Consider the following 20,203-nt stretch of genomic DNA (forward strand, 5'->3'; position numbering starts at 1 on the left):
CCCTTTCTTCCACCGACGTCACGCAACGGCGCGCGACAGGAGTCAGAGGACATGCAGACCAAGCTGGACGAAGCCAAGGCCGAGCTGCTCGATCGGGCCGCCCGGGTCGCTGAGAACAGCCCGGTCGGGGGGCGACTTCCGACAGGGCCCGACGGGAAGCGTCCGGACCACGCCACCCTGCTCGACTACCTCCAGCGCTACTACCTGCACACCGCGCCCGAGGACCTGAGCGACCGCGACCCCGTCGACGTCTTCGGCGCCGCGCTCTCGCACTACCGCCTCGCGGAGAACCGCCCGCAGGGCACCGCGAACGTCCGCGTGCACACCCCGACGGTGGAGGAGAACGGCTGGACCTGCAGCCACTCCGTCGTGGAGGTCGTCACCGACGACATGCCGTTCCTCGTGGACTCCGTCACCAACGAGCTGTCCCGCCAGGGCCGCGGCATCCACGTCGTCATCCACCCGCAGGTCACGGTCCGCCGCGACCTGACCGGCAAGCTCATCGAGGTGCTCAGCAAGGAGCCCGCCGGCGAGCTGCCGCACGACGCGCTTCTCGAGTCCTGGATCCACGTCGAGATCGACCGCGAGACCGACAAGGCCGACCTCAAGCAGATCACCAACGACCTGCTGCGCGTCCTGTCCGACGTCCGCGAGACCGTCGAGGACTGGGAGAAGATGCGCGAGGCCGCGCTGCGCATCGCCGACGGCCTGCCCGAGGAGCCCGTCGCCTCCGACCTGCGGCCCACCGAGGTCGAGGAGGCCCGCGAGCTGCTCCGCTGGCTCGCCGACGACCACTTCACCTTCATCGGCTACCGCGAGTACGAGCTGGTCAACGGTGACGCCCTGGCCGCCGTCCCCGGCACCGGCCTCGGCATCCTGCGCTCCGACCCGCACCACAGCGGCGAGGACAACCACGCCCACCCCGTCTCGCCGTCCTTCAGCCGGCTGCCCGCCGACGCCCGCGCCAAGGCGCGCGAGCACAAGCTGCTGATCCTGACGAAGGCCAACAGCCGCGCGACCGTGCACCGCCCCTCGTACCTCGACTACGTGGGCGTGAAGAAGTTCGACGCCGACGGCAACGTCGTCGGCGAGCGGCGCTTCCTGGGCCTCTTCTCCTCGGCCGCGTACACCGAGTCGGTCCGCCGCGTGCCCGTCATCAAGCGCAAGGTCCAGGAGGTCCTCGCGGGCGCCGGCTTCGCGCCGAGCAGCCACGACGGCCGCGACCTGCTCCAGATCCTGGAGACCTACCCGCGCGACGAGCTCTTCCAGACCCCGGTCGACGAGCTCCAGGCCATCGCCACCAGCGTCCTGTACCTGCAGGAGCGGCGCCGGCTGCGGCTCTACCTGCGCCAGGACGAGTACGGCCGCTACTACTCGGCCCTCGTCTACCTGCCGCGCGACCGCTACACCACCCGCGTCCGGCTGCGGATCATCGACATCCTCAAGGAAGAGCTGAACGGCACCAGCGTCGACTTCACGGCCTGGAACACCGAGTCGATCCTGTCCCGGCTGCACTTCGTCATCCGCGTCGAGCCCGGCACCGAGCTCGCCAAGCTCACCGACGCCGACGTCGACCGCATCGAGGCCCGGCTCGCCGACGCCACCCGCTCCTGGGCCGACGGCTTCGCCGAGGCGCTCAACGCCGAGCTGGGCGAGGAGCGCGCCGCCGAGCTGCTGCGCCGCTACGGCAACTCCTTCCCCGAGGGCTACAAGGCCGACCACTCGCCGCGCGCCGCCGTCGCCGACCTGTGCCACCTGGAGGCCCTGGCCGACAGCGGCAAGGACTTCGCGCTCTCCCTCTACGAGCCCGTCGCCTCCGGCTCCGGCGAGCGCCGCTTCAAGATCTACAAGACCGGCGACCAGATCTCCCTGTCCGCCGTCCTGCCGGTCCTCAACCGGCTCGGCGTCGAGGTCACCGACGAGCGCCCCTACGAGCTGCGCCTCGCCGACCGCCCCAACGCCTGGGTCTACGACTTCGGCCTGCGCATGCCCACGCCCACCGGCAACGGCGGCGACTACCTCGGCGACGACGCCCGCGAGCGCTTCCAGGAGGCCTTCGCCGCCACCTGGACCGGCCAGGCCGAGAACGACAACTTCAACTCGCTCGTCCTGTCCGCCGGGCTCAACTGGCGCGAGGCGATGGTGCTGCGCGCCTACGCGAAGTACCTGCGCCAGGCCGGATCGACGTTCAGCCAGGACTACATGGAGGACACCCTCCGCAACAACGTCCACACCACCCGGCTGCTCGTCAACCTCTTCGAGGCCCGCATGGCCCCGGAGCGGCAGCGCGCCGGCACCGAGCTGATCGACGCCCTCCTGGAGGAGCTGGACGCCGCCCTCGACCAGGTCGCGAGCCTGGACGAGGACCGCATCCTGCGCTCCTTCCTCACCCTCATCAAGGCGACGCTCCGGACGAACTTCTTCCAGAAGTCGGCCGAGGGCACGCCGCACTCCTACGTGTCGATGAAGTTCGACCCGCAGGCCATCCCGGACCTGCCGGCCCCGCGCCCGGCCTTCGAGATCTGGGTGTACTCGCCGCGCGTCGAGGGCGTCCACCTGCGCTTCGGCAAGGTCGCCCGAGGCGGCCTGCGCTGGTCCGACCGCCGCGAGGACTTCCGTACCGAGATCCTCGGCCTGGTCAAGGCGCAGATGGTGAAGAACACCGTCATCGTGCCGGTCGGCGCCAAGGGCGGCTTCGTCGCCAAGCAGCTCCCGGACCCGTCCGTGGACCGCGACGCCTGGCTGGCCGAGGGCATCGCCTCGTACAAGACCTTCATCTCCGCCCTCCTCGACATCACCGACAACCTGGTGGCCGGCGAGGTCGTGCCCCCGGCCGACGTGGTCCGCCACGACGAGGACGACACCTACCTGGTCGTCGCCGCCGACAAGGGCACCGCGACCTTCTCCGACATCGCCAACGGCGTCGCCGAGTCGTACGGCTTCTGGCTGGGCGACGCGTTCGCCTCCGGCGGCTCCGCCGGCTACGACCACAAGGGCATGGGCATCACCGCCCGCGGCGCCTGGGAGTCCGTCAAGCGGCACTTCCGCGAGCTGGGCCACGACACCCAGACCGAGGACTTCACCGTCGTCGGCGTCGGCGACATGTCCGGCGACGTCTTCGGCAACGGCATGCTGCTCTCCGAGCACATCCGCCTCGTCGCGGCCTTCGACCACCGCCACATCTTCATCGACCCGAACCCGGACGCGGCCACCTCGTACGCCGAGCGCCGCCGCCTCTTCGACCTGCCGCGCAGCTCCTGGGCCGACTACAACGCCGAGCTGATCTCCGCGGGCGGCGGCATCCACCCGCGCAGCGCCAAGTCGATCCCGGTCAACGCGCACATGCGGGCCGCCCTCGGCATCGAGGACGGCGTCACGAAGATGACCCCGGCCGAGCTGATGAAGTCCATCCTGCAGGCGCCCGTCGACCTGCTGTGGAACGGCGGCATCGGCACGTACGTGAAGTCCTCGCACGAGTCGCACGCCGACGTCGGCGACAAGGCCAACGACGCCATCCGCGTCGACGGCCAGGACGTCCGCGCCAAGGTCATCGGCGAGGGCGGCAACCTCGGCGCGACCCAGCTCGGCCGCATCGAGTTCGCCCGCGTCGGCGGACCCGAGGGCGAGGGCGGCAAGGTCAACACCGACGCCATCGACAACAGCGCCGGCGTGGACACCTCCGACCACGAGGTCAACATCAAGATCCTGCTCAACGGGCTCGTCGCCGAGGGCGACATGACCGTCAAGCAGCGCAACAAGATCCTCGCCGAGATGACGGACGAGGTCGGCCGGCTGGTGCTGCGCAACAACTACGCGCAGAACACCGCCCTCGCCAACGCCGTCGCCCAGTCGCCGTCCCTGCTCCACGCCCACCAGCGCTTCATGCGCCGCCTGGGCCGCGACGGGGCGCTCGACCGCTCGCTGGAGTTCCTGCCCAACGACCGGCAGATCCGCGAGCTGCTGAGCAGCGGCAAGGGCCTGAGCCAGCCGGAGCTCGCCGTCCTCCTCGCGTACACCAAGATCACGGTGGCCGACGAGCTGATCGGTACGGAGCTGCCGGACGACCCGTACCTGCGCGGGCTGCTCCACGCGTACTTCCCGACGCTGCTCCGCGAGCAGTTCACGGAGGCCGTCGACAACCACGCGCTGCGTCGCGAGATCATCACCACGGTGCTGGTCAACGACACCGTCAACACCGGTGGCTCGACCTTCCTGCACCGCCTCCGCGAGGAGTCCGGCGCGTCGATCGAGGAGATCGTCCGCGCGCAGACCGCGGCTCGCGCGATCTTCCGCCTGGGCGAGGTCTGGGACGCCGTCGAGGCGCTCGACAACCAGGTGGCGGCCGAGTTCCAGACCCGGATGCGACTGCACTCGCGCCGGCTCGTCGAGCGCGGCACCCGCTGGCTGCTCAACAACCGGCCGCAGCCGCTCCGGATCGGCGAGACCATCGAGTTCTTCGCGGACCGGGTCGAGCAGGTCTGGGAGAAGCTGCCGCAGCTGCTGCGCGGCGCGGACCTGGAGTGGTACCAGTCGATCCTGGACGAGCTGACCGCGGTCGGCGTCCCGGAGGAGCTGGCGCTGCGCGTGGCCGGGTTCTCCTCCGCCTTCCCGATCCTCGACGTCGTCGCGATCGCGGACCGCACCGGCAAGGACCCGCTGGCGGTCGCCGAGGTCTACTACGACCTGGCCGACCGGCTGCGGATCACCGACCTGATGGACCGGATCATCGAGCTGCCGCGGGCCGACCGCTGGCAGTCGATGGCCCGCGCCTCCATCCGCGAGGACCTGTTCGCCGCCCACGCCGGGCTCACCTCGGACGTCCTCGCCGCCGGGAACGGCACCTCCACCCCGGAGGAGCGGTTCAAGGCGTGGGAGGACAAGAACGCGGCGATCCTGGGCCGGGCGCGCACGACCCTGGAGGAGATCCAGGGCTCGGACGACTTCGACCTGGCGAACCTTTCGGTGGCCATGCGGACGATGCGCACGCTGCTGCGCTCGCACACCTGATCGTCCCGGGTGACGCAGGGGCGCCCCCGCCGGTCCACGTGGCCGGCGGGGGCGCCCCTTTCGCGTACGGGGCGTACGGCTACGAGCTCACCGTCGACGTCCACAGGCGGCGCGCCGCCAGCGCCGCCGACGCGAGCAGCAGGGCGTTGCGGAGCGTCATGACGGCGAGGCCCTGCCAGGTGCCGGCGACGACGTCCAGGTAGAGGACCGGGTACGCGAGGGAGCTCAGCGCCGCGGCGGGCAGCAGGAGCACGGCGACCCGGCGCATGACCGTGCGCCGGCAGGTCAGGCAGACGGCGGCGAGCCCGAGCAGCCACACCATGTACTGGGGGCTGATCACCCGGCTGGTGACGGTGAACAGCAGCACCGCCGCGAGGGCCGCGTCCAGCGGGGTGGCCGCGGTCCAGCGGCGGGCCCGCATCCGCCACAGCAGCAGCCAGATGAAGGCGACCACGGTGAGCAGCAGGGCCAGGTGACCGACGGTGGAGACGTACGGCCCGACGTACTCGTACGCCCCGTAACGGAACTCGACCCCGCCGGGCCAGATCCCGGCGGCCTTCGCGAGGGCGAGGCCGGTGCCGCCGAGCGACTCGATCTGGATGCCCCGGCTGCCCTGCTGGCGCAGGAAGCCCAGCGAGTCGCCGAAGAGCAGCGCGAGCACGCCGAAGAGCGTCAGGGCGGTGACGGCGGCGGCCGTCCACGCCTCGCGGGTGGTGCGGCCGCGCGGGGTGCCGATCAGGGTGAGCGCGGGCCAGACCTTGACCATCGCGCCGAGCCCGGCGAGCACGCCGCCGATCCGGTGCGCGGCCGGGGCGCGGGCCTTCAGGGCGAGCAGCGCGAGCACGGCGAGGGCGGTGGTCTGCACGTCGTACCGCGCGAGCGGCACGTGCAGGAGGAGGGGCAGGCCGAGCACCCAGTACCAGGCGCCGTGGGTGAGCCGGGCGCTGTCGGCGGCGGCGAGGGCGACGGTGACGGCCGCGTCGGCGAGCAGGGTGAGGAAGACGAAGCCCTGGAAGTACGTGAACCAGGGCAACGCCCCGGGGGACATCACGACCAGGCCGGCGCCGGGCGGGTACTGCCAGGTCGGGTCGCCGGGCGGGAAGGTGCCGTGGGCGAACTGGTCGTACCAGTGCCGGTAGAGCGCGTACACCTCGGTGGCGACGCCGCCGATGCCGAGGTCGTCGCGGCGCAGCAGGATCAGCATGCCGATCCGGGTGAGCAGCCAGACGACGCCGAGGGCGAGCAGCCGGCCGATGCCGACGGTCACGAAGGTGGCGGAGGTGAAGGTCTCCGACTCGAAGGGCGACCGGGTCAGGGCGGGCGGCGCGGGTGCCGTCGCTTGCGCCTTCGGATGCGTATGCGCCGTCGTATGCGCCTTCGCGAGGTCGGTCGCGGGCGGGGGACCGGACCTGGTCCCGGGCATGCTCCCGGGCGCGGTCGCCTTCGCGGGGGCGGTGCCGGCGGTGGTGGCGTGCGGAGGGGGCTCGTTCGTCATCCCTCCGCACTCTAGGGTGCTATGTCCTATTTCTTCCCGTTCTTGCCCCCCGAGCCGGTGACGCTCGTGAATTCCTCGTACGCCGCCACGACCTCGTCCGCCGGGCCGTCCATCCGCAGCGTGCCCGCCTCCAGCCACAGCGCCCGGTCGCAGGTCTCGGTGATGGTCGAGTTCGAGTGGCTGACCAGGAAGACCGTGCCCGCCTCGGCACGCAGCTCGTCGATCCGCTTCTGGCTGCGGCGCCGGAAGCCGGCGTCGCCGGTCGCCAGGGCCTCGTCGATGAGGAGGACGTCATGGCTGCGGGCGGCGGCGATGGAGAAGCGCAGCCGGGCGCCCATGCCCGAGGAGTACGTGCGCATGGGCAGCGAGATGAAGTCGCCCTTCTCGTTGATCCCGGAGAAGTCGACGATCTGCTCGTAGCGCTCGGCGATCTCCCGGCGGCTCATGCCCATCGCGAGCCCGCCGAGGATCACGTTCCGCTCGCCCGTCAGATCGCTCATGAGCGCCGCGTTGACGCCGAGCAGCGCGGGCTGGCCCAGGGTGTACATGTGCCCCGCGTTCACCGGCAGCAGGCCCGCGACCGCCTTGAGCAGCGTCGACTTGCCCGAGCCGTTGGAGCCGATCAGGCCGATCGCCTCGCCCCGGTACGCGGCGAAGCTGACGCCCTTGACGGCGTGCACCTTGCGGGTGCCGGGCGCGCCCTTGCCGCGGGAGACGATCCGGCTGAGGGCGGAGGTCGCACTGCCCTTGCCGGCCCGGCCGCCCTGGACGGTGTACGTGACGTGGACGCCGTCGGCGACGACGGTGGGGGTGCGCTCGGGCGCCGTACCCGCGGTGTCCGTCGGGGGCGCCGTCATGGTGAGGGTGTCAGCCACGGCCGTAGGTCTCCTCTGCCTTCCAGAAGTAGATGAAGCCGCCGGCGAAGGTCAGCACCGCCCAGCCGGCCGCGAGCGCCCACACGTGGGGCGGGAGCTGCGAGCCGTGGAAGCTCTCCACGAGCGCGTACCGCAGCAGGTCGATGTAGACGGCCGCCGGGTTGGCCTGGAGCGCCACGATCGCCGCGTGCGGCAGGTCGCGGCCCTGGGTGAGGTGGGCGATCGACCACATGACCCCGGAGGCGTACATCCAGGTGCGCAGGATGAACGGCATCAGCTGCGCGATGTCCGGCGTCTTCGCCGCGAGCCGGGCCATGACCAGCGCGAGGCCGGTGCTGAAGAGCGTCTGGAGCAGCAGCGCCGGGATCGCGAGGAGCCAGCTCGGGCGCGGGAACTCGCCGAAGCAGACCAGGATCGCGACCAGCGCGCCGAGCGAGAAGAGCAGCTGCTGGAGCTGCTGGATCGCGAGGGCGATGGGCAGGCTGGCGCGCGGGAAGTGCAGGGCGCGGACCAGGCCCAGGTTGCCGCTGATGGCGCGGGTGCCGGTCATGATCGTCTGAGAGGTGAAGGTCCACGCGAAGACGCCCGTGAGCAGGAACGGGACGTAGTCCGCGATGCCCTTCTTGACGTCCATCAGGACGCCGAAGATCACGTAGTAGACCGCCGCGTTGAGCAGCGGCGTCATCACCTGCCAGATCTGGCCGAGCTTCGCCTGGCTGTACTGCGCGGTGAGCTTGGCCGTCGCGAACGCGGTGATGAAGTCCCGCCGCGACCACAGCTGGCGCACGTACGCCAGGAGCGAGGGGCGCGCGCCGCTCACGGTCAGCCCGTGGCGCCGGGCGAGGGCCCGCAGCTCCTCGGAGGTCGGGGCGGTGGGCGCGCCGGCCGTGGCGGGAGCGCTGGGTGGGGGCGCGAGAGTCTGAGTGGTCACGTCGCCTTCCAGGGGGAGGCCGTCCGATGGAACGGGTCCGTATCGTCGCTACGGCGAGAGTAGAGCGCGGCGCCGCCGAGCGCAACGTCGGGACGGGACCGTCTCGTCGTCACGACCGCGTTCCGTAACCGCTGGTTAAGATCCTGTGCATGACGACACCGTCCGGACCCTCGGGAACCCCTCGCCGCGCGCCCGCCGGAGCCGCCGTGCTCCGCGAGGACGTCACCGAGGCCATCCGGGCGGCCGTCTTCGAGGAACTCGCCGCGGTCGGCTTCGCCCGGATGTCCATCGAGGGCATCGCGCGGCGCGCCGGCGTCGGCAAGACCGCCGTCTACCGGCGCTGGAAGTCCAAGCTGTCCCTCGTCCTCGACCTGGTCGGCGCCGTCGCCGTCCGCGGCCTGCCCGCGCCGGCCACCGGCTCGCTGCACGGGGACGTCCGCGCCCTCCTGGAGGTCGCCGCGCACGCGCTGCGGCACCCGGTGGCCTCGCAGGTCATCCCGGACCTTCTCGTCGAGGCCGCCCGGCACCCGGAGATCGCCGACACGCTGAAGGCGGCCCTGCTCGACAGCCAGCAGGGCGTGGTCGCCCAGGTCGTCCGCGCCGCCGTCGACCGCGGCGAGCTGCCGGCCGGCTCCGACCCGGACCGGGCGCTCGACCTGGTCCTCGGGCCGCTCTACTGGCGCCTGGTCGTGGTCCGTACGGAGCTGCCGAAGGGGTACCTGGACGACCTGGCGCGGTCGGCGGTGGCGGCGCTGACCGCGTAGTCCTTCAAGGAAGCCCTACTTCACCGCGCCCGCCATCACCCCGGACACGAACTGCCGCTGGAAGGCGAAGAACACCAGCAGCGGGATCACCATCGACACGAACGCGCCCGGCGCGAGCACGTCCACGTTGTTGCCGAACTGGCGGACCTGCTGCTGGAGCGCAACCGTGATCGGCGGCGACTGGGCGTCGGCGAAGATCAGCGCCACCAGCATGTCGTTCCACACCCACAGGAACTGGAAGATGCCGAGCGAGGCGATGGCCGGACCGCCCAGCGGCAGCACCACCCGGGCGAACAGCCGCACCTCACCCGCGCCGTCGAGCCGGGCCGCCTCCAGCAGCTCGCGCGGGATCTCCGCGAAGAAGTTCCGCAGCAGGAAGATCGCGAACGGCAGGCCGAACGCCGTGTGGAACAGCACCACCCCGAGCGTCGTCTCGAAGATCCCGAGCGCCCCGAAAAGCTTCGACACGGGCACGAGCGCCACCTGCACCGGCACCACGAGCAGCCCCACGACCAGCAGGAACCACCAGTCGCGGCCGGGGAAGTCGAGCCACGCGAACGCGTAGCCGGCGAAGGCGCCGACGACGACCACGAGGACGGTCGCCGGGACGGTGATCAGGACGGTGGAGACGAGGGAACCGGTGATGGCGTCGTTGGAGAGCAGGTTGCGGTAGTTCTCGGTGGTCAGCTGCGCCGGGGCGGTGAAGACCTGCCACCAGCCGCTCGCCGCGATGTCGGACGGCGACCGCAGCGAGGAGAGCAGCAGTCCGACCGTCGGCATCAGCCAGAAGAGGCCGACAAGGACGAGGAAGACCCGGACGGCGCCGGAGGCGGTACGGGCGGCGAGCCGGGAGCCGAGCCGGGCGCTGGGCCCGGGGCCGGACCGGGAGTCGAGCCGGGGGCCGATCCGGCGGCCGGGCGGGGAGCCGAGCCGGGGGCCGCTCCGGGAGCCGAGAGAGGTCACCTGCGGTTCTCCCTTCGCGTGCGGCGGACGCGGCGGATGTTGACCGCCATCACCGGCAGGACGAGCAGCAGGAGCAGCACGGCGATCGCCGAGCCGACCCCGAGGTCCGCGTCCGTGCCGAAGGACGAGCGGTAGAGCTGGAGGGCGAGCACGTTCGCGTCGTCCTGCGCCGAGCCCGGCGCGATGATGAAGACCAGGTCGAAGACCTTCAGGACGTTGATCATCAGGGTGACGAGGACGACGCCGAGGACCGGCGCGAGCATCGGCACGGTGATCCGGCGGAACACCTGCCACTCGTTCGCCCCGTCGACCCGCGCCGCTTCGAGCAGCTCGCGCGGCAGGCCCGCGAGCCCGGCGGCGATGAGGACCATCGCGAACCCGGCCCACATCCACACGTAACTCCCGATGATCGCCGGGGTGACGAGCGTCGGGCCGAGCCACTCCACCCCGTCGTACTGCTCGCGGAAGTTGCTCGCGGGCAGCCGGAGGACCGCCCCGTCGGCCGCGGCCGGCAGCCGGAAGGTGCCGTCGGCGGCGGCCGTCGTCGTGGCCACCACCCGGCCGTCCCGCACCGCCTCGATCCGCAGCCCCTTCAGGCCGAGCTCCTTCGGATCGACGACGTTGGGCTTCCCGCCGCCGCCCCGGGTGAAGTCCAGCCAGGCCGTGCCCGTGATTCCGGCGCCGTCCGCGGCGGGGGTACGGGCCGGGCGGGCGCCCTCCGGCATCCGCGCCGGCGGAACGCCGATCAGCGGCAGCCGGGCCACCTCTCCGGTACGGACCGGGGACTTCGTCTCGTACGCGCCGCCGCCCGCCGCCTTCAGCGGGTGCACGGGCAGCGGGCGGGCGCGCGGGAACGTCGACGCCTCGGCGAAGGTGTCGTGCACGCCGACCCACACCGCGTTGGCGACCCCGCGGTCCGGGTCCTGCTCGTAGACCAGCCGGAAGATGATCCCGGCGGCGAGCATCGAGATCGCCATCGGCATGAAGACGACCAGCTTGAACGCCGTGCCCCAGCGCACCCGCTCGGTGAGCACCGCGAAGACCAGGCCGAGGGCCGTCGCCACGGCCGGTGCGACGACCACCCAGATCAGGTTGTTGCGGATGGCGGTGCGGATCGCCTCGTCCGTGAAGAGCGTGACGTAGTTGTCCAGGCCGGCGAAGGAGTCGCCGGACCTGTCGAAGAAGGAGCGCTGGACCGAGTAGCCGATGGGGTAGACGACGAGCGCGCCGAGCAGGACGAGGGCGGGCAGGAGGAAGACCGCGGCGGTGAGGGTCGTACGGGTGCGGGGGCGGCCCGCGCGGCCAGGGGGCCGGGCGCGGACTGCCTGGTGAAGCGGACCGGCGTGCGTACGGACGGCCATCGGTCCCGCCCCTCAGCCCTTGTACGCCTTGGCGGCCTCGGCCTCCAGCCGGGCCTGGGTGCCCGCCACGTCCTTCGGGTTCTTCAGGAAGTCCTGGAGCGCCTTCCACTCACCCTTGCCGGGCGTGCCGCCGAACGACTGCGGCATCTGGTCCGACATGTCGAAGCGGAAGTGGTCGCCCGCGCCGATCAGCGACGCGGCGATCTTCCGCTGCACGTCGTTCGGGTACACGGCCGGGTCCAGGGCCTTGTTGGGGGAGAGGAAGCCGCCCTCGGCCGCCCAGATCCGGGCCGCGTCGGGCGAGGCCAGGAACGTGAGCAGGGCCTGCGCGCCCTTGCCGTCCTTCAGCGCCACGGCCGCGTCGCCGCCGGTCACCACGGGCGCCGCGGCCCCGTCGCCGACGGCCGGGAACGGGAAGACCTTCGCGTCCGTGCCGATCTTCGCGCCGGTCTGCGCGATGTTGACGGCCGAGAAGTCGCCCTCGAAGACCATCGCCGCCTTGGCCTGCTCGCCGCCGGTGAAGGTCTGGGTGACGGAGACCGGGTACTCGGTCTGCAGCGCGCCGTTCGTGCCGCCCGCGAGCAGGTTCGGCTTGCCGAACAGCTCGGCGAGCGTGGTGAGCGCACGGGCCACGGACGGGTCGGTCCACTTGATGGTGTGCTTGGCGAGCTGGTCGTACTTCTCCGGACCGGCCTGGGAGAGATAGACGTTCTCGAACCAGTCGGTGAGCGTCCAGCCGTCCGCGCCGCCGACCGAGACCGGGGTGACGCCGGAGGCGGAGATCGTCTCCGCCGTGCCCAGGAACTCCTTCCAGGTCTTCGGCTCGGCCGCGCCCGCGTTGCCGAACGCGGCGGTGTTGTACCAGACGAGCGACTTGTTGGCGGCCTTGAAGTACACGCCGTACGGGGTGCCGTCGACGGCGCCGAGGTCCTGCCAGCCCTTCGAGTAGTTCGCGGCGAGCTGGGCCCTGGCCTCGGGGCCGAGCGGCTTGAGCCACTTCTGCGCGGCGGCCTGCTGGATCGCGCCCACCTGCGGCAGCATCGCGACGTCCGGCGGGGAGCCGCCGGCGATCTTCGTGCCGAGGAAGTTCACGATCGGGTCCTGGGCGGGCACGAAGGTGACGGTCGCGCCGGTGCGCTTCTCGAACTCCTTGAGGACCTTGGTGAAGTTGGCCTGCTCGGGGCCGGTCCAGACGGCGGCGACCTCCAGCTTCTCGCCCTTGAGGGAGGGCAGCCGCAACCCGGAGCCACTCGGCCCGCCGGAGCTGGTGGCGCTCGGCCCGTCCGCGCCCTTCTCCTTGCCTCCGTCGCCGCCACAGCCTGTCGCCGCGAGGGCGACGACAGCCGCCACCGCGACCAGATGAAGAGTTCTGCCGTTGCGCATCCGAGCCCCGCCTCTCCCGCGTTCTCCGGTCCCGTGCGCTCAGGTCTAGCCGGGTCGCGCGGGGCCCGCAATACCGCCTTCCGAGGCAAACGGAGGATCGTGATGGGCTCGTGACGTGCCGTCAGGCACCGCGACGGACGTCTACGGACGTCTGCGGACGTCTGCGGGGTGCCGTGACGGGCGTCTGCGGGCGCCCCCCGGGCGGGCGTCAGGCGTGGGTCGGGGACGTCAGGGGTGGTATCGGTGCGGCGGCGACCGAGCGGGCCGCGCGGTCCAGGGCGCTCGCGAGCAGGGCCAGGTCCGTCGGGCCGTTGCCGAGCTCGCGCACCGGGCGGCGGGTCGGCGGATCGCCCATCCGCTCCCACTCCACCGGCACGACCGTGGGACGCTGGGTCGCCGTGCGCGGGATGCGCCCGGTGACCCGGCCGGTCTGGAACGGCGTCACCCGGCCGTCCGGGTGCCCGAGCCGCCCGCGGCCCGGCTGCGGCTCGCCCGGACCGCCGGGGCCGGCCGGCGGCGGGTCGAGCACGATCCGCAGCCGCGCGCCGTGCGCCAGCTCCGTGTCCACCGTCCGGTCCGGCCGCGCGGACGTCGCGACCAGGTGCACCCCGAGCCGCGCGCCGCCGCGTGCCACGGCTTCCAGGGCCCGTACGACCGAGCCGGCCGCCGGACGCCCGGGCGCGCCGAGGGCGGGCGCGACGAGCGCGTCGAAGTCGTCCACCAGGACGACGAGGCGGGCCAGGGTCGCCGCCCCCTCGGCGCCCCCGGCCTGCGGCGGGATCGCCGGTGCCGGGTCGGCGCTCCGGCGGTACGTCGGGACGCTGTCCTGGTCGTAGATGTCACCGGCGCCGGGGCGGGGCAGGCGCCCGCTCGGCGTGTCCCCGAGCATCGCGGCGCTCGCCGCGGCCCCCGTCCGGTACGTCCGCCCGCTCGGCGTGTCTCCGACCGAGCCGCTCGCGTCCGTGCGGAGCGTGCGGCCGCTCGTCGTCTCCCCGAGCGTGCCGAGGGCGCCGGGGGCCGTGCGGGCGTCCGGGATACGGGCCGAGGCGCGCGCGGCGGACGAGGGGACGGACGACGGGACGGACTCGTCGGGGCTCGCGGAGCGCTGGCCGATGAGTCGGGCCGAGCGGCGGTCGGCGAAGTGGGTGTCGCCGAGGAGCTCGGCGCGGCGCTTCAGCTCGGCGCCCAGGGCCTGGGCGAACTCACGCATCCGCACCGGATCGGAGGCGACCAGGTGCTCCGTGACGTGCGGCAGCTCCGTGCACGGCGCGAGGCCCTCGCCGCGCTCGCCGCCCGCGCCGTCGACGAGCAGCAGCCCGAGCCGGTCCGGGCGGCCGCCGGCCGCGAGGGAGGCGGCGATCGAGCGCAGCAGCTCGGTGCGGCCGCTGCCCGCCGGACCCTCGATCAGCAGGTGCGGGCCCTCCTTGATGAGGTCCACGGCGACCGGGCCGCGCGGGCCCGCGCCCAGGACCGCCGTGCCCTCGCCGGCCGAGGCCCAGCGGGCCATCAGCGAGGCGGGCGTGGCCCGGGCCAGGCCCAGCTCGTCGAGGAGCCGGGACGACGGCGGCAGCGCGGCGGCCGCGGCCCGCCCGGACCCGGCGCCCGTACCGGCACCGCCGGCCGGCTCCGTACGCAGCGGGGCGAGGGCGCGGCCGAAGCGCTCCGCCCAGGCCACGGACACCGCGTCGAGCATGCCGACCGTGCCGTGCCCGGCGACCCGGCCGCCGGACGTGCGGAGCAGTCGCAGCGCGGTCGCCACGTCACCGCTGAGCAGGGCGGCCGCCCCGCACTCGCGGAAGGCGAGCGAGGCCGCGCACGCCGTCTCGTACGTCGCCGCGACCGGGGAGACCGGGGAGGCGGCGGGCGCCTCGGCCAGACAGATCAGGTGGATGCCGGCGGCGGCGCCCGCCCCGGCGAGCCGCGCCGCCGTCTCGCGCAGCGCCGAGGAGCCCGGGTCGCCGTCGACGACGACGACCGTCACGGGTCCGTCGTGCCGGGCGGCGGCCGCGGCGACCTGCGCCCGGTCGGCGCTGGGCCAGCCGGGGCCGAGCGGGCCGTCGTCGAGGCGGCGGGTGAGCTCGGTGAAGCGGGCCTGGGCCTGGTCGCGGTCGTACGCGAGGAGCAGCCGGCAGTCCTGGCCGTGCGCGGGGCGCACGTGCGGCAGCCAGCCGAGCCAGGCCCAGGCGCGGCGCCGCTCCTCCAGGGGGCGGTTCCGGTCGGCGCTGACCAGCACGATCTCCAGGTCGCCGGGGGAGTGCAGGGCGGCGAGCTGGGCCACCACGGAGCGGGCGAGCCCGGCGAGCCGTGGCGCGGGCCCGGCCAGGCCCAGCGAACCGGCCTCGCGCAGCCCGACGGTGACGGGCACGCCGGACAGCTCGGCCCGGTCGGTCGTGCCGAGCCGGACCACCAGGGCCTCCGGATGGTCCGGGCCCCGCTCCCACAGCCGCGGGCCTGGGCCGAGCGCGGTCAGCAGCACGGCGGCCGGGTCAGGCCAGTTGTCCGGGGACGGGCCGGGGCCGGGCGCGGTCGCGGCGAAGGCGGGCACGGGATCCACCCCGTACTCCGCCGCCTCCGGCCCCTCCTCCCGGCCGCCCGCGAGCCGCCGGGCCCAGGCGCCGAGGCCGCGCTTGCGGGTCTGCCGGGTCCGGCTGTGCGACTCGAGCTCGCCCTGCGGCCCCGCGGCGGGGTCCTCCGCGCGCGCGTGCCCCTCGGGATCCTCGGGGTGCAGGCCGGCGTTCCGGAGGCCGTTTCCGCCGAAGGTCGGCTCCTCGGCCCTGGCGCCCGGCTCGTACGGCGGCGCGTAGGCGACGGGGGCCGCGCCCGGCTCCGTACCGCCGTCCTTCGCGCTGTGCGGGGCACCGCTCGCGGCGAGGCTCACCCGCAGATGGCCCTCGCCGTCCGGGGCGGTGGTGAGGGTGTCGCCGTCGTGGGAGTTCTTGCCGGGGCCCGTCGTCAGGCGCAGCGCGGACTCGCCGACGCGCAGCACGGCGCCGGGCGGGAAGCGGACGGGGCGCGGGCCGACGGGGGCGCCGTCGAGGGTGGTGCCGTTCGTGGAGCCCTGGTCGGTGACGGTGACGCGGCCGTCGTCGCCGACGGTCACCGTGCAGTGGGAGCGGGAGACGTCCGGGTCGTCCAGCGGAACGTCCGCGTCCACAGAACGGCCGATTCTGATCGCTCCGCCGTGCAGCAGATGGACGCCGCCGGCGTCCGGGCCCGCGACGACGTGCAGCCGGGCCGGGGCGCCCTCGCCGACGCGGTCGTCGGGCCCCGGCACCTGGAGGGAGAGCACGGCCCCGTCGACCAGCGGCGGCTCGCCGAGCAGACAGCGCCGGGTGTCGAGGCGCCGGCCGCCCGCGTACAGCACGATGCTCGCGGAGGAGGAGGCGTCCGGGCCGGCGACAGCGGTCGCGAGCGAGGAGGCCACGGCGGCCAGCTCGGTCCCCGCGGGGGCGGTGACGAGCACGTCGCAGGCGCGTCCGGCACCGTGGCCGGCGGCATGGCCGGCGTGCGGCGCGAGGACGGTCAGCCGGATCTGCATCGCCGTCAGCGGTCCCTTCTGCGCGGCGCGCCCGGCAGGGGAATCGCCCACTCGCTCCCCCCACCCGGCACGGACGCGTCGTCCGGTACAGGTCGGCACGGGCGCGGGGCTCCCGACCCGCACACGACGTGCTGGGTGCATCCTCGCACCTGCCACTGACAACCCGCCTCCGGGTCGTCCAGAAGTGATCTTGTTCGGTCGCCCGTGGCCGTGTCGCGGACGGGAAAACGCCTGGTTACGTACGTCTCGTATCGTTTCCGGCAACCTTCGTCCGCCGCCGGGCGTCTTGTGAACGGACACGTTCCGGATCCGTACGGGGTCCCCACGGGACCGGTACACGGTCGGACCACGGTCGGAAGACGGTCGGAATCGGCCGTCCCGGGGACAGTCGATGACTCGTTCGGCGGCACTAAAGTGGGTCGGACACCCGGACGGGTCACAGAACACAACGGGTCACAGAACACACAGGAACCCCGGGGACCCTCCACACCCCACCTCGGAGCCCTCGGACATCCTCGGACACCCGGTCACGGGATCCGGGACCACGATCAGCAGGGAGCGCGTGACGTGCGGCCTATCGGCAGCAAGTACCTGCTCGAGGAGCCGCTCGGCCGCGGCGCCACGGGCACCGTCTGGCGAGCCCGCCAGCGCGAGACGGCCGGCGCGGAGGCCGCGGTCCCGGGCGAGCCCGGCGAGACCGTCGCGATCAAGGTCCTCAAGGAGGAGCTGGCGAACGACGCGGACATCGTGATGCGCTTCCTGCGCGAGCGGTCCGTGCTGCTCCGGCTCACCCACCCCAACATCGTGCGCACCCGCGACCTGGTCGTGGAGGGCGATGTCCTCGCCCTGGTCATGGACCTCGTCGAGGGCCCCGACCTGCACCGCTACATCCGCGAGAACGGCCCGCTCACCCCGGTCGCCGCGGCACTGCTCACCGCGCAGATCGCCGACGCGCTGGCCGCCAGCCACGCCGACGGCGTCGTCCACCGCGACCTCAAGCCCGCGAACGTGCTGCTCGCCGAGCAGGCCGGCGCGATGCACCCGATGCTCACCGACTTCGGCATCGCGCGCCTCGCCGACTCCCCGGGCCTGACCCGCACCCACGAGTTCGTCGGCACGCCGGCGTATGTCGCGCCCGAGTCCGCCGAGGGCCGGCCGCAGACCTCCGCCGTCGACATCTACGGCGCGGGCATCCTCCTCTACGAGCTCGTCACCGGCCGCCCGCCGTTCGCCGGCGGCACGGCCCTGGAGGTCCTGCACCGTCACCTGAGCGAGGAGCCGCAGCGGCCCTCGACCGTGCCCGGCCCGCTGTGGACGGTGATAGAGCGCTGCCTGCGCAAGAACCCGGACGAGCGGCCCAGCGCCCAGAACCTCGCCCGCGGTCTGCGCACGGTCGCCGCCGGCATCGGCGTGCACGCCACCCCCGCCCAGATCGAGGCCGCCGACGGTGTCGGCGCGCTGCTCGCGCCCGACCCGGCCCCGGCGCCGGTCCCGGGCACGGTGGGCGCCCCGGGTGTCGACCCGGCCGGTGCCACCCAGGTGCTGCCGAGCGGTTCCGCGGCCCCGGCGGGGTTCCCGCCGCCCCCGCAGTACGACCCGGCGGCCGCCACCAGCGTCATGCCGACCAGCGGCCCGGCGGGCGGCCCGCCCGGCGCCGCCGACCCGACCGCGGTCATGCCCCCCGTACCGCCCGCGCCGCAGGATCCGCCGGGCGAGCAGCCGCACCCGTGGCAGACCCAGCTGCGCCAGGTCCGCGACCGCAACGAGCAGACGCAGGTCCAGTACCTGGACCCGGACGAGGACCCGCTGCGCCGCCGCCCCCAGCGCCGGCCGCAGCCCCAGCCGCCGCAGAGCCCGTACCCGCCGCAGCCGCAGCAGTACCAGCAGGGCCCGCCGCAGCCGTACCAGCAGCGGCCGCAGCACCCCCAGCCGTACGCCCAGCAGCCGCCGCAGCCGCAGCAGCCGCGGCAGTACGCGCCCCAGCCGCCGCAGCAGCAGTACGTGCCGCCGCAGCCGCCGCCCCAGGCGCCCGCGCCCGCCCCGGCACCGCGCGAGCCGCGCCCGCCGCGGCAGCGCAGCGCCAACCCGATGCACATCCCGGGCCTCGGCTGCCTCAAGGGCTGCCTGTTCACGATCGTGCTCTTCGTGATCGCGGGCTGGCTGATCTGGGAGCTGACGCCGCTCCAGGACTGGGTCGCCCAGGGCAAGGGGTACTGGCAGGCGATCGGCGACGGGATCTCCTCGCTGTACGACTGGTTCACCTCGCTCGTGGACAGCACGAAGAGCGCGACGGGCGGCGGCAGCGGTGTAGGCCAGTAGGCTCCCGCCCGGCCGGTAACCGGCGGTAAGGGCCGGCGAGAACCGGTGATCCTGTCGCTTTGTCGACTTCCGAGGGGTGATTTCCCCTCGGAAGTGCCGGTGGGCACCTTCGGACGCGTAACTTTTGACGCGAACCGCAGCCGCTGAGGGAGCAGTCTTGGCACGGAATATCGGCAGCCGCTACACGGCCCACCAGATCCTCGGGCGCGGCAGCGCCGGCACGGTGTGGCTCGGCGAGGGCCCCGAGGGCCCCGTCGCCATCAAGCTGCTGCGCGAGGACCTCGCCGCCGACCAGGAGCTCGTCGGGCGCTTCGTGCAGGAGCGCACCGCCCTGCTCGGGCTCGACCACCCGCACGTCGTCTCCGTCCGCGACCTCGTCGTCGACGGCAACGACCTCGCACTCGTCATGGACCTGGTCCGCGGCACCGACCTGCGCACCCGCCTCGACCGCGAACGCCGGCTCGCCCCCGAGGCGGCCGTCGCGATCATCGCCGACGTCGCCGACGGCCTCGCCGCCGCGCACAAGGCCGGGGTCGTGCACCGGGACGTCAAGCCCGAGAACATCCTGCTCGACATGGAGGGCCCGCTCGGCCCCGGCGGCGCCCACCCCGCCCTCCTCACCGACTTCGGCGTCGCCAAGCTGATCGACACCCCCGGCCGCACCAGGGCCACCCGGATCATCGGCACCCCCGACTACCTCGCCCCCGAGATCGTCGAGGGCCTGCCGCCGCGCGCCGCCGTCGACATCTACGCCCTGGCGACCGTCCTGTACGAGCTGCTCGCGGGCTTCACGCCGTTCGGCGGCGGCCACCCCGGCGCCGTACTGCGCCGTCACGTCACCGAGACCGTCGTCCCGCTGCCCGGCATCCCCGAAGAGCTGTGGCAGCTGATCGTCCAGTGCCTGGCCAAGGCCCCCGCCTCCCGGCTGCGCGCCTCGGAGCTCGCGACCCGGCTCCGGGACGTACTGCCCACGCTCAAGGGCATCCCGCCGCTCGACGTGGACGAGCCGGACGCGGACCCGGCCGCGGACCCCTCGTACGAGGAGGACCCGTACGCGACAGGGGCGGGCGCGGCGGGCGCGGTCTCCGGCGAGAACGCCCCGCGCCGCGCCGCCGTTCCGCTCGTCCCGGGCGCCTCCACCGACTCCAACCGCGACACCCACACCTCCATGCGGGTCCCCGGCCCCGACGAGCTCTCCGGCGGCCCCCTCGGCACCGCCCGCGCCCCGCGCTCCGCGAGCGCCCGACGGCCCGGCTCGGCCCGGCACAAGGCGGACGCGGTCCGCAAGCGCCGGATCACGCTGACCGTCGCCGCGGTCGTCCTCGCGGGCGCCCTGGGAGCGGGCGGCTACCTGGCGGCGACGGGCGGCGAGGACGCGGCGCCGACGCAGGACACCAAGCAGTCCAGCACCCAGCCGTAGTCAGGACGCGGGGCGGTCCGGCAGCCGGCCGTGAGTCAGGACGCGGGCGGTCCGGCACCCGGCTGTGGGTCAGGACGCGGGCGGTCCGGCACCCGGCTGCGGATCAGGACACCGGGCGGCGAGGACGCCCCGCCGACGCACGACACC

The 20,203-nt window shown here is 73.7% G+C and carries 11 protein-coding genes; 4 read left to right on the plus strand and 7 right to left on the minus strand.

Annotated elements, in window-relative coordinates; genetic code table 11:
* The first annotated feature begins 51 nt into the window (after window positions 1-51).
* Window positions 52-5,007, plus strand: a complete 4,956-nt coding sequence (locus ACIRSU_RS33955; protein ID WP_403800673.1) for an NAD-glutamate dehydrogenase — start codon at window positions 52-54, stop codon at window positions 5,005-5,007.
* A gap of 79 nt (window positions 5,008-5,086) precedes the next feature.
* Here the strand turns inward: ACIRSU_RS33955 and ACIRSU_RS33960 are convergent, their stop codons facing one another.
* Genes ACIRSU_RS33960 through ACIRSU_RS33970 form a run of 3 tightly spaced genes read right to left on the minus strand, consistent with a single transcriptional unit; the run spans window position 5,087 to window position 8,308 of the window.
* Window positions 5,087-6,502 carry a glycosyltransferase 87 family protein gene (locus ACIRSU_RS33960; protein ID WP_403800677.1) on the minus strand — a complete coding sequence of 472 codons (1,416 nt, stop codon included), beginning with the start codon at window positions 6,500-6,502 and terminating at the stop codon, window positions 5,087-5,089.
* A 26-nt stretch (window positions 6,503-6,528) separates the two neighbouring features.
* Window positions 6,529-7,359, minus strand: a complete 831-nt coding sequence (locus tag ACIRSU_RS33965) for an ABC transporter ATP-binding protein (protein ID WP_403801012.1) — start codon at window positions 7,357-7,359, stop codon at window positions 6,529-6,531.
* A gap of 10 nt (window positions 7,360-7,369) precedes the next feature.
* Window positions 7,370-8,308: an ABC transporter permease gene (locus ACIRSU_RS33970; protein WP_403800680.1), complete on the minus strand. Its 939-nt coding sequence runs from the start codon at window positions 8,306-8,308 to the stop codon at window positions 7,370-7,372.
* Window positions 8,309-8,457: 149 nt separating this feature from the next.
* Here ACIRSU_RS33970 and ACIRSU_RS33975 point away from each other — a divergent pair, with 149 nt between their 5' ends.
* Complete coding sequence (locus ACIRSU_RS33975) at window positions 8,458-9,072, plus strand: TetR/AcrR family transcriptional regulator (protein WP_403800682.1); 615 nt, start codon at window positions 8,458-8,460, stop codon at window positions 9,070-9,072.
* Window positions 9,073-9,087: 15 nt separating this feature from the next.
* Here ACIRSU_RS33975 and ACIRSU_RS33980 read toward each other — a convergent pair whose 3' ends face one another.
* The 4 genes from ACIRSU_RS33980 to ACIRSU_RS33995 form a co-directional block, all read right to left on the minus strand.
* Window positions 9,088-9,978: a carbohydrate ABC transporter permease gene (locus tag ACIRSU_RS33980; protein ID WP_403801015.1), complete on the minus strand. Its 891-nt coding sequence runs from the start codon at window positions 9,976-9,978 to the stop codon at window positions 9,088-9,090.
* Window positions 9,979-10,031: 53 nt separating this feature from the next.
* On the minus strand, window positions 10,032-11,396 hold the full coding sequence (locus tag ACIRSU_RS33985; protein ID WP_403800685.1) for a carbohydrate ABC transporter permease: 1,365 nt from the start codon (window positions 11,394-11,396) through the stop codon (window positions 10,032-10,034).
* Window positions 11,397-11,408: 12 nt separating this feature from the next.
* The gene (locus ACIRSU_RS33990) at window positions 11,409-12,779 is read right to left on the minus strand and encodes an ABC transporter substrate-binding protein (RefSeq protein ID WP_403800688.1); all 1,371 of its coding nucleotides are present in this window, start codon (window positions 12,777-12,779) and stop codon (window positions 11,409-11,411) included.
* Between the two features lie 208 nt (window positions 12,780-12,987).
* Window positions 12,988-16,317 (minus strand): FtsK/SpoIIIE domain-containing protein, encoded by a 3,330-nt coding sequence (locus tag ACIRSU_RS33995; protein WP_403801018.1) that lies wholly within the window; start codon window positions 16,315-16,317, stop codon window positions 12,988-12,990.
* A 567-nt stretch (window positions 16,318-16,884) separates the two neighbouring features.
* Between ACIRSU_RS33995 and ACIRSU_RS34000 the strand changes: the two genes are divergently transcribed.
* Together ACIRSU_RS34000 and ACIRSU_RS34005 are read left to right on the plus strand one after the other, a co-directional pair.
* The gene (locus ACIRSU_RS34000; RefSeq protein WP_403800691.1) at window positions 16,885-18,636 is read left to right on the plus strand and encodes a serine/threonine-protein kinase; all 1,752 of its coding nucleotides are present in this window, start codon (window positions 16,885-16,887) and stop codon (window positions 18,634-18,636) included.
* A 157-nt stretch (window positions 18,637-18,793) separates the two neighbouring features.
* A complete protein-coding gene (locus tag ACIRSU_RS34005; RefSeq protein WP_403800694.1) occupies window positions 18,794-20,056 on the plus strand; it encodes a serine/threonine-protein kinase in 1,263 nt (420 codons plus the stop codon).
* The last annotated feature ends 147 nt before the right edge of the window (window positions 20,057-20,203 follow it).

This window comes from Streptomyces sp. NPDC101160, assembly GCF_044768205.1.
Taxonomy (GTDB): Bacteria; Actinomycetota; Actinomycetes; order Streptomycetales; family Streptomycetaceae; genus Streptomyces.

Coding starts and splice junctions, on each gene's coding strand:
- ACIRSU_RS33960 (WP_403800677.1), bottom strand. CDS start 6,502: ATGACGAACGAGCCCCCTCCGCACGCCACCACCGCCGGCACCGCCCCC.
- ACIRSU_RS33985 (WP_403800685.1), bottom strand. CDS start 11,396: ATGGCCGTCCGTACGCACGCCGGTCCGCTTCACCAGGCAGTCCGCGCC.
- ACIRSU_RS33975 (WP_403800682.1), top strand. CDS start 8,458: ATGACGACACCGTCCGGACCCTCGGGAACCCCTCGCCGCGCGCCCGCC.
- ACIRSU_RS33990 (WP_403800688.1), bottom strand. CDS start 12,779: ATGCGCAACGGCAGAACTCTTCATCTGGTCGCGGTGGCGGCTGTCGTC.
- ACIRSU_RS33995 (WP_403801018.1), bottom strand. CDS start 16,317: ATGCAGATCCGGCTGACCGTCCTCGCGCCGCACGCCGGCCATGCCGCC.
- ACIRSU_RS33965 (WP_403801012.1), bottom strand. CDS start 7,359: ATGACGGCGCCCCCGACGGACACCGCGGGTACGGCGCCCGAGCGCACC.
- ACIRSU_RS33955 (WP_403800673.1), top strand. CDS start 52: ATGCAGACCAAGCTGGACGAAGCCAAGGCCGAGCTGCTCGATCGGGCC.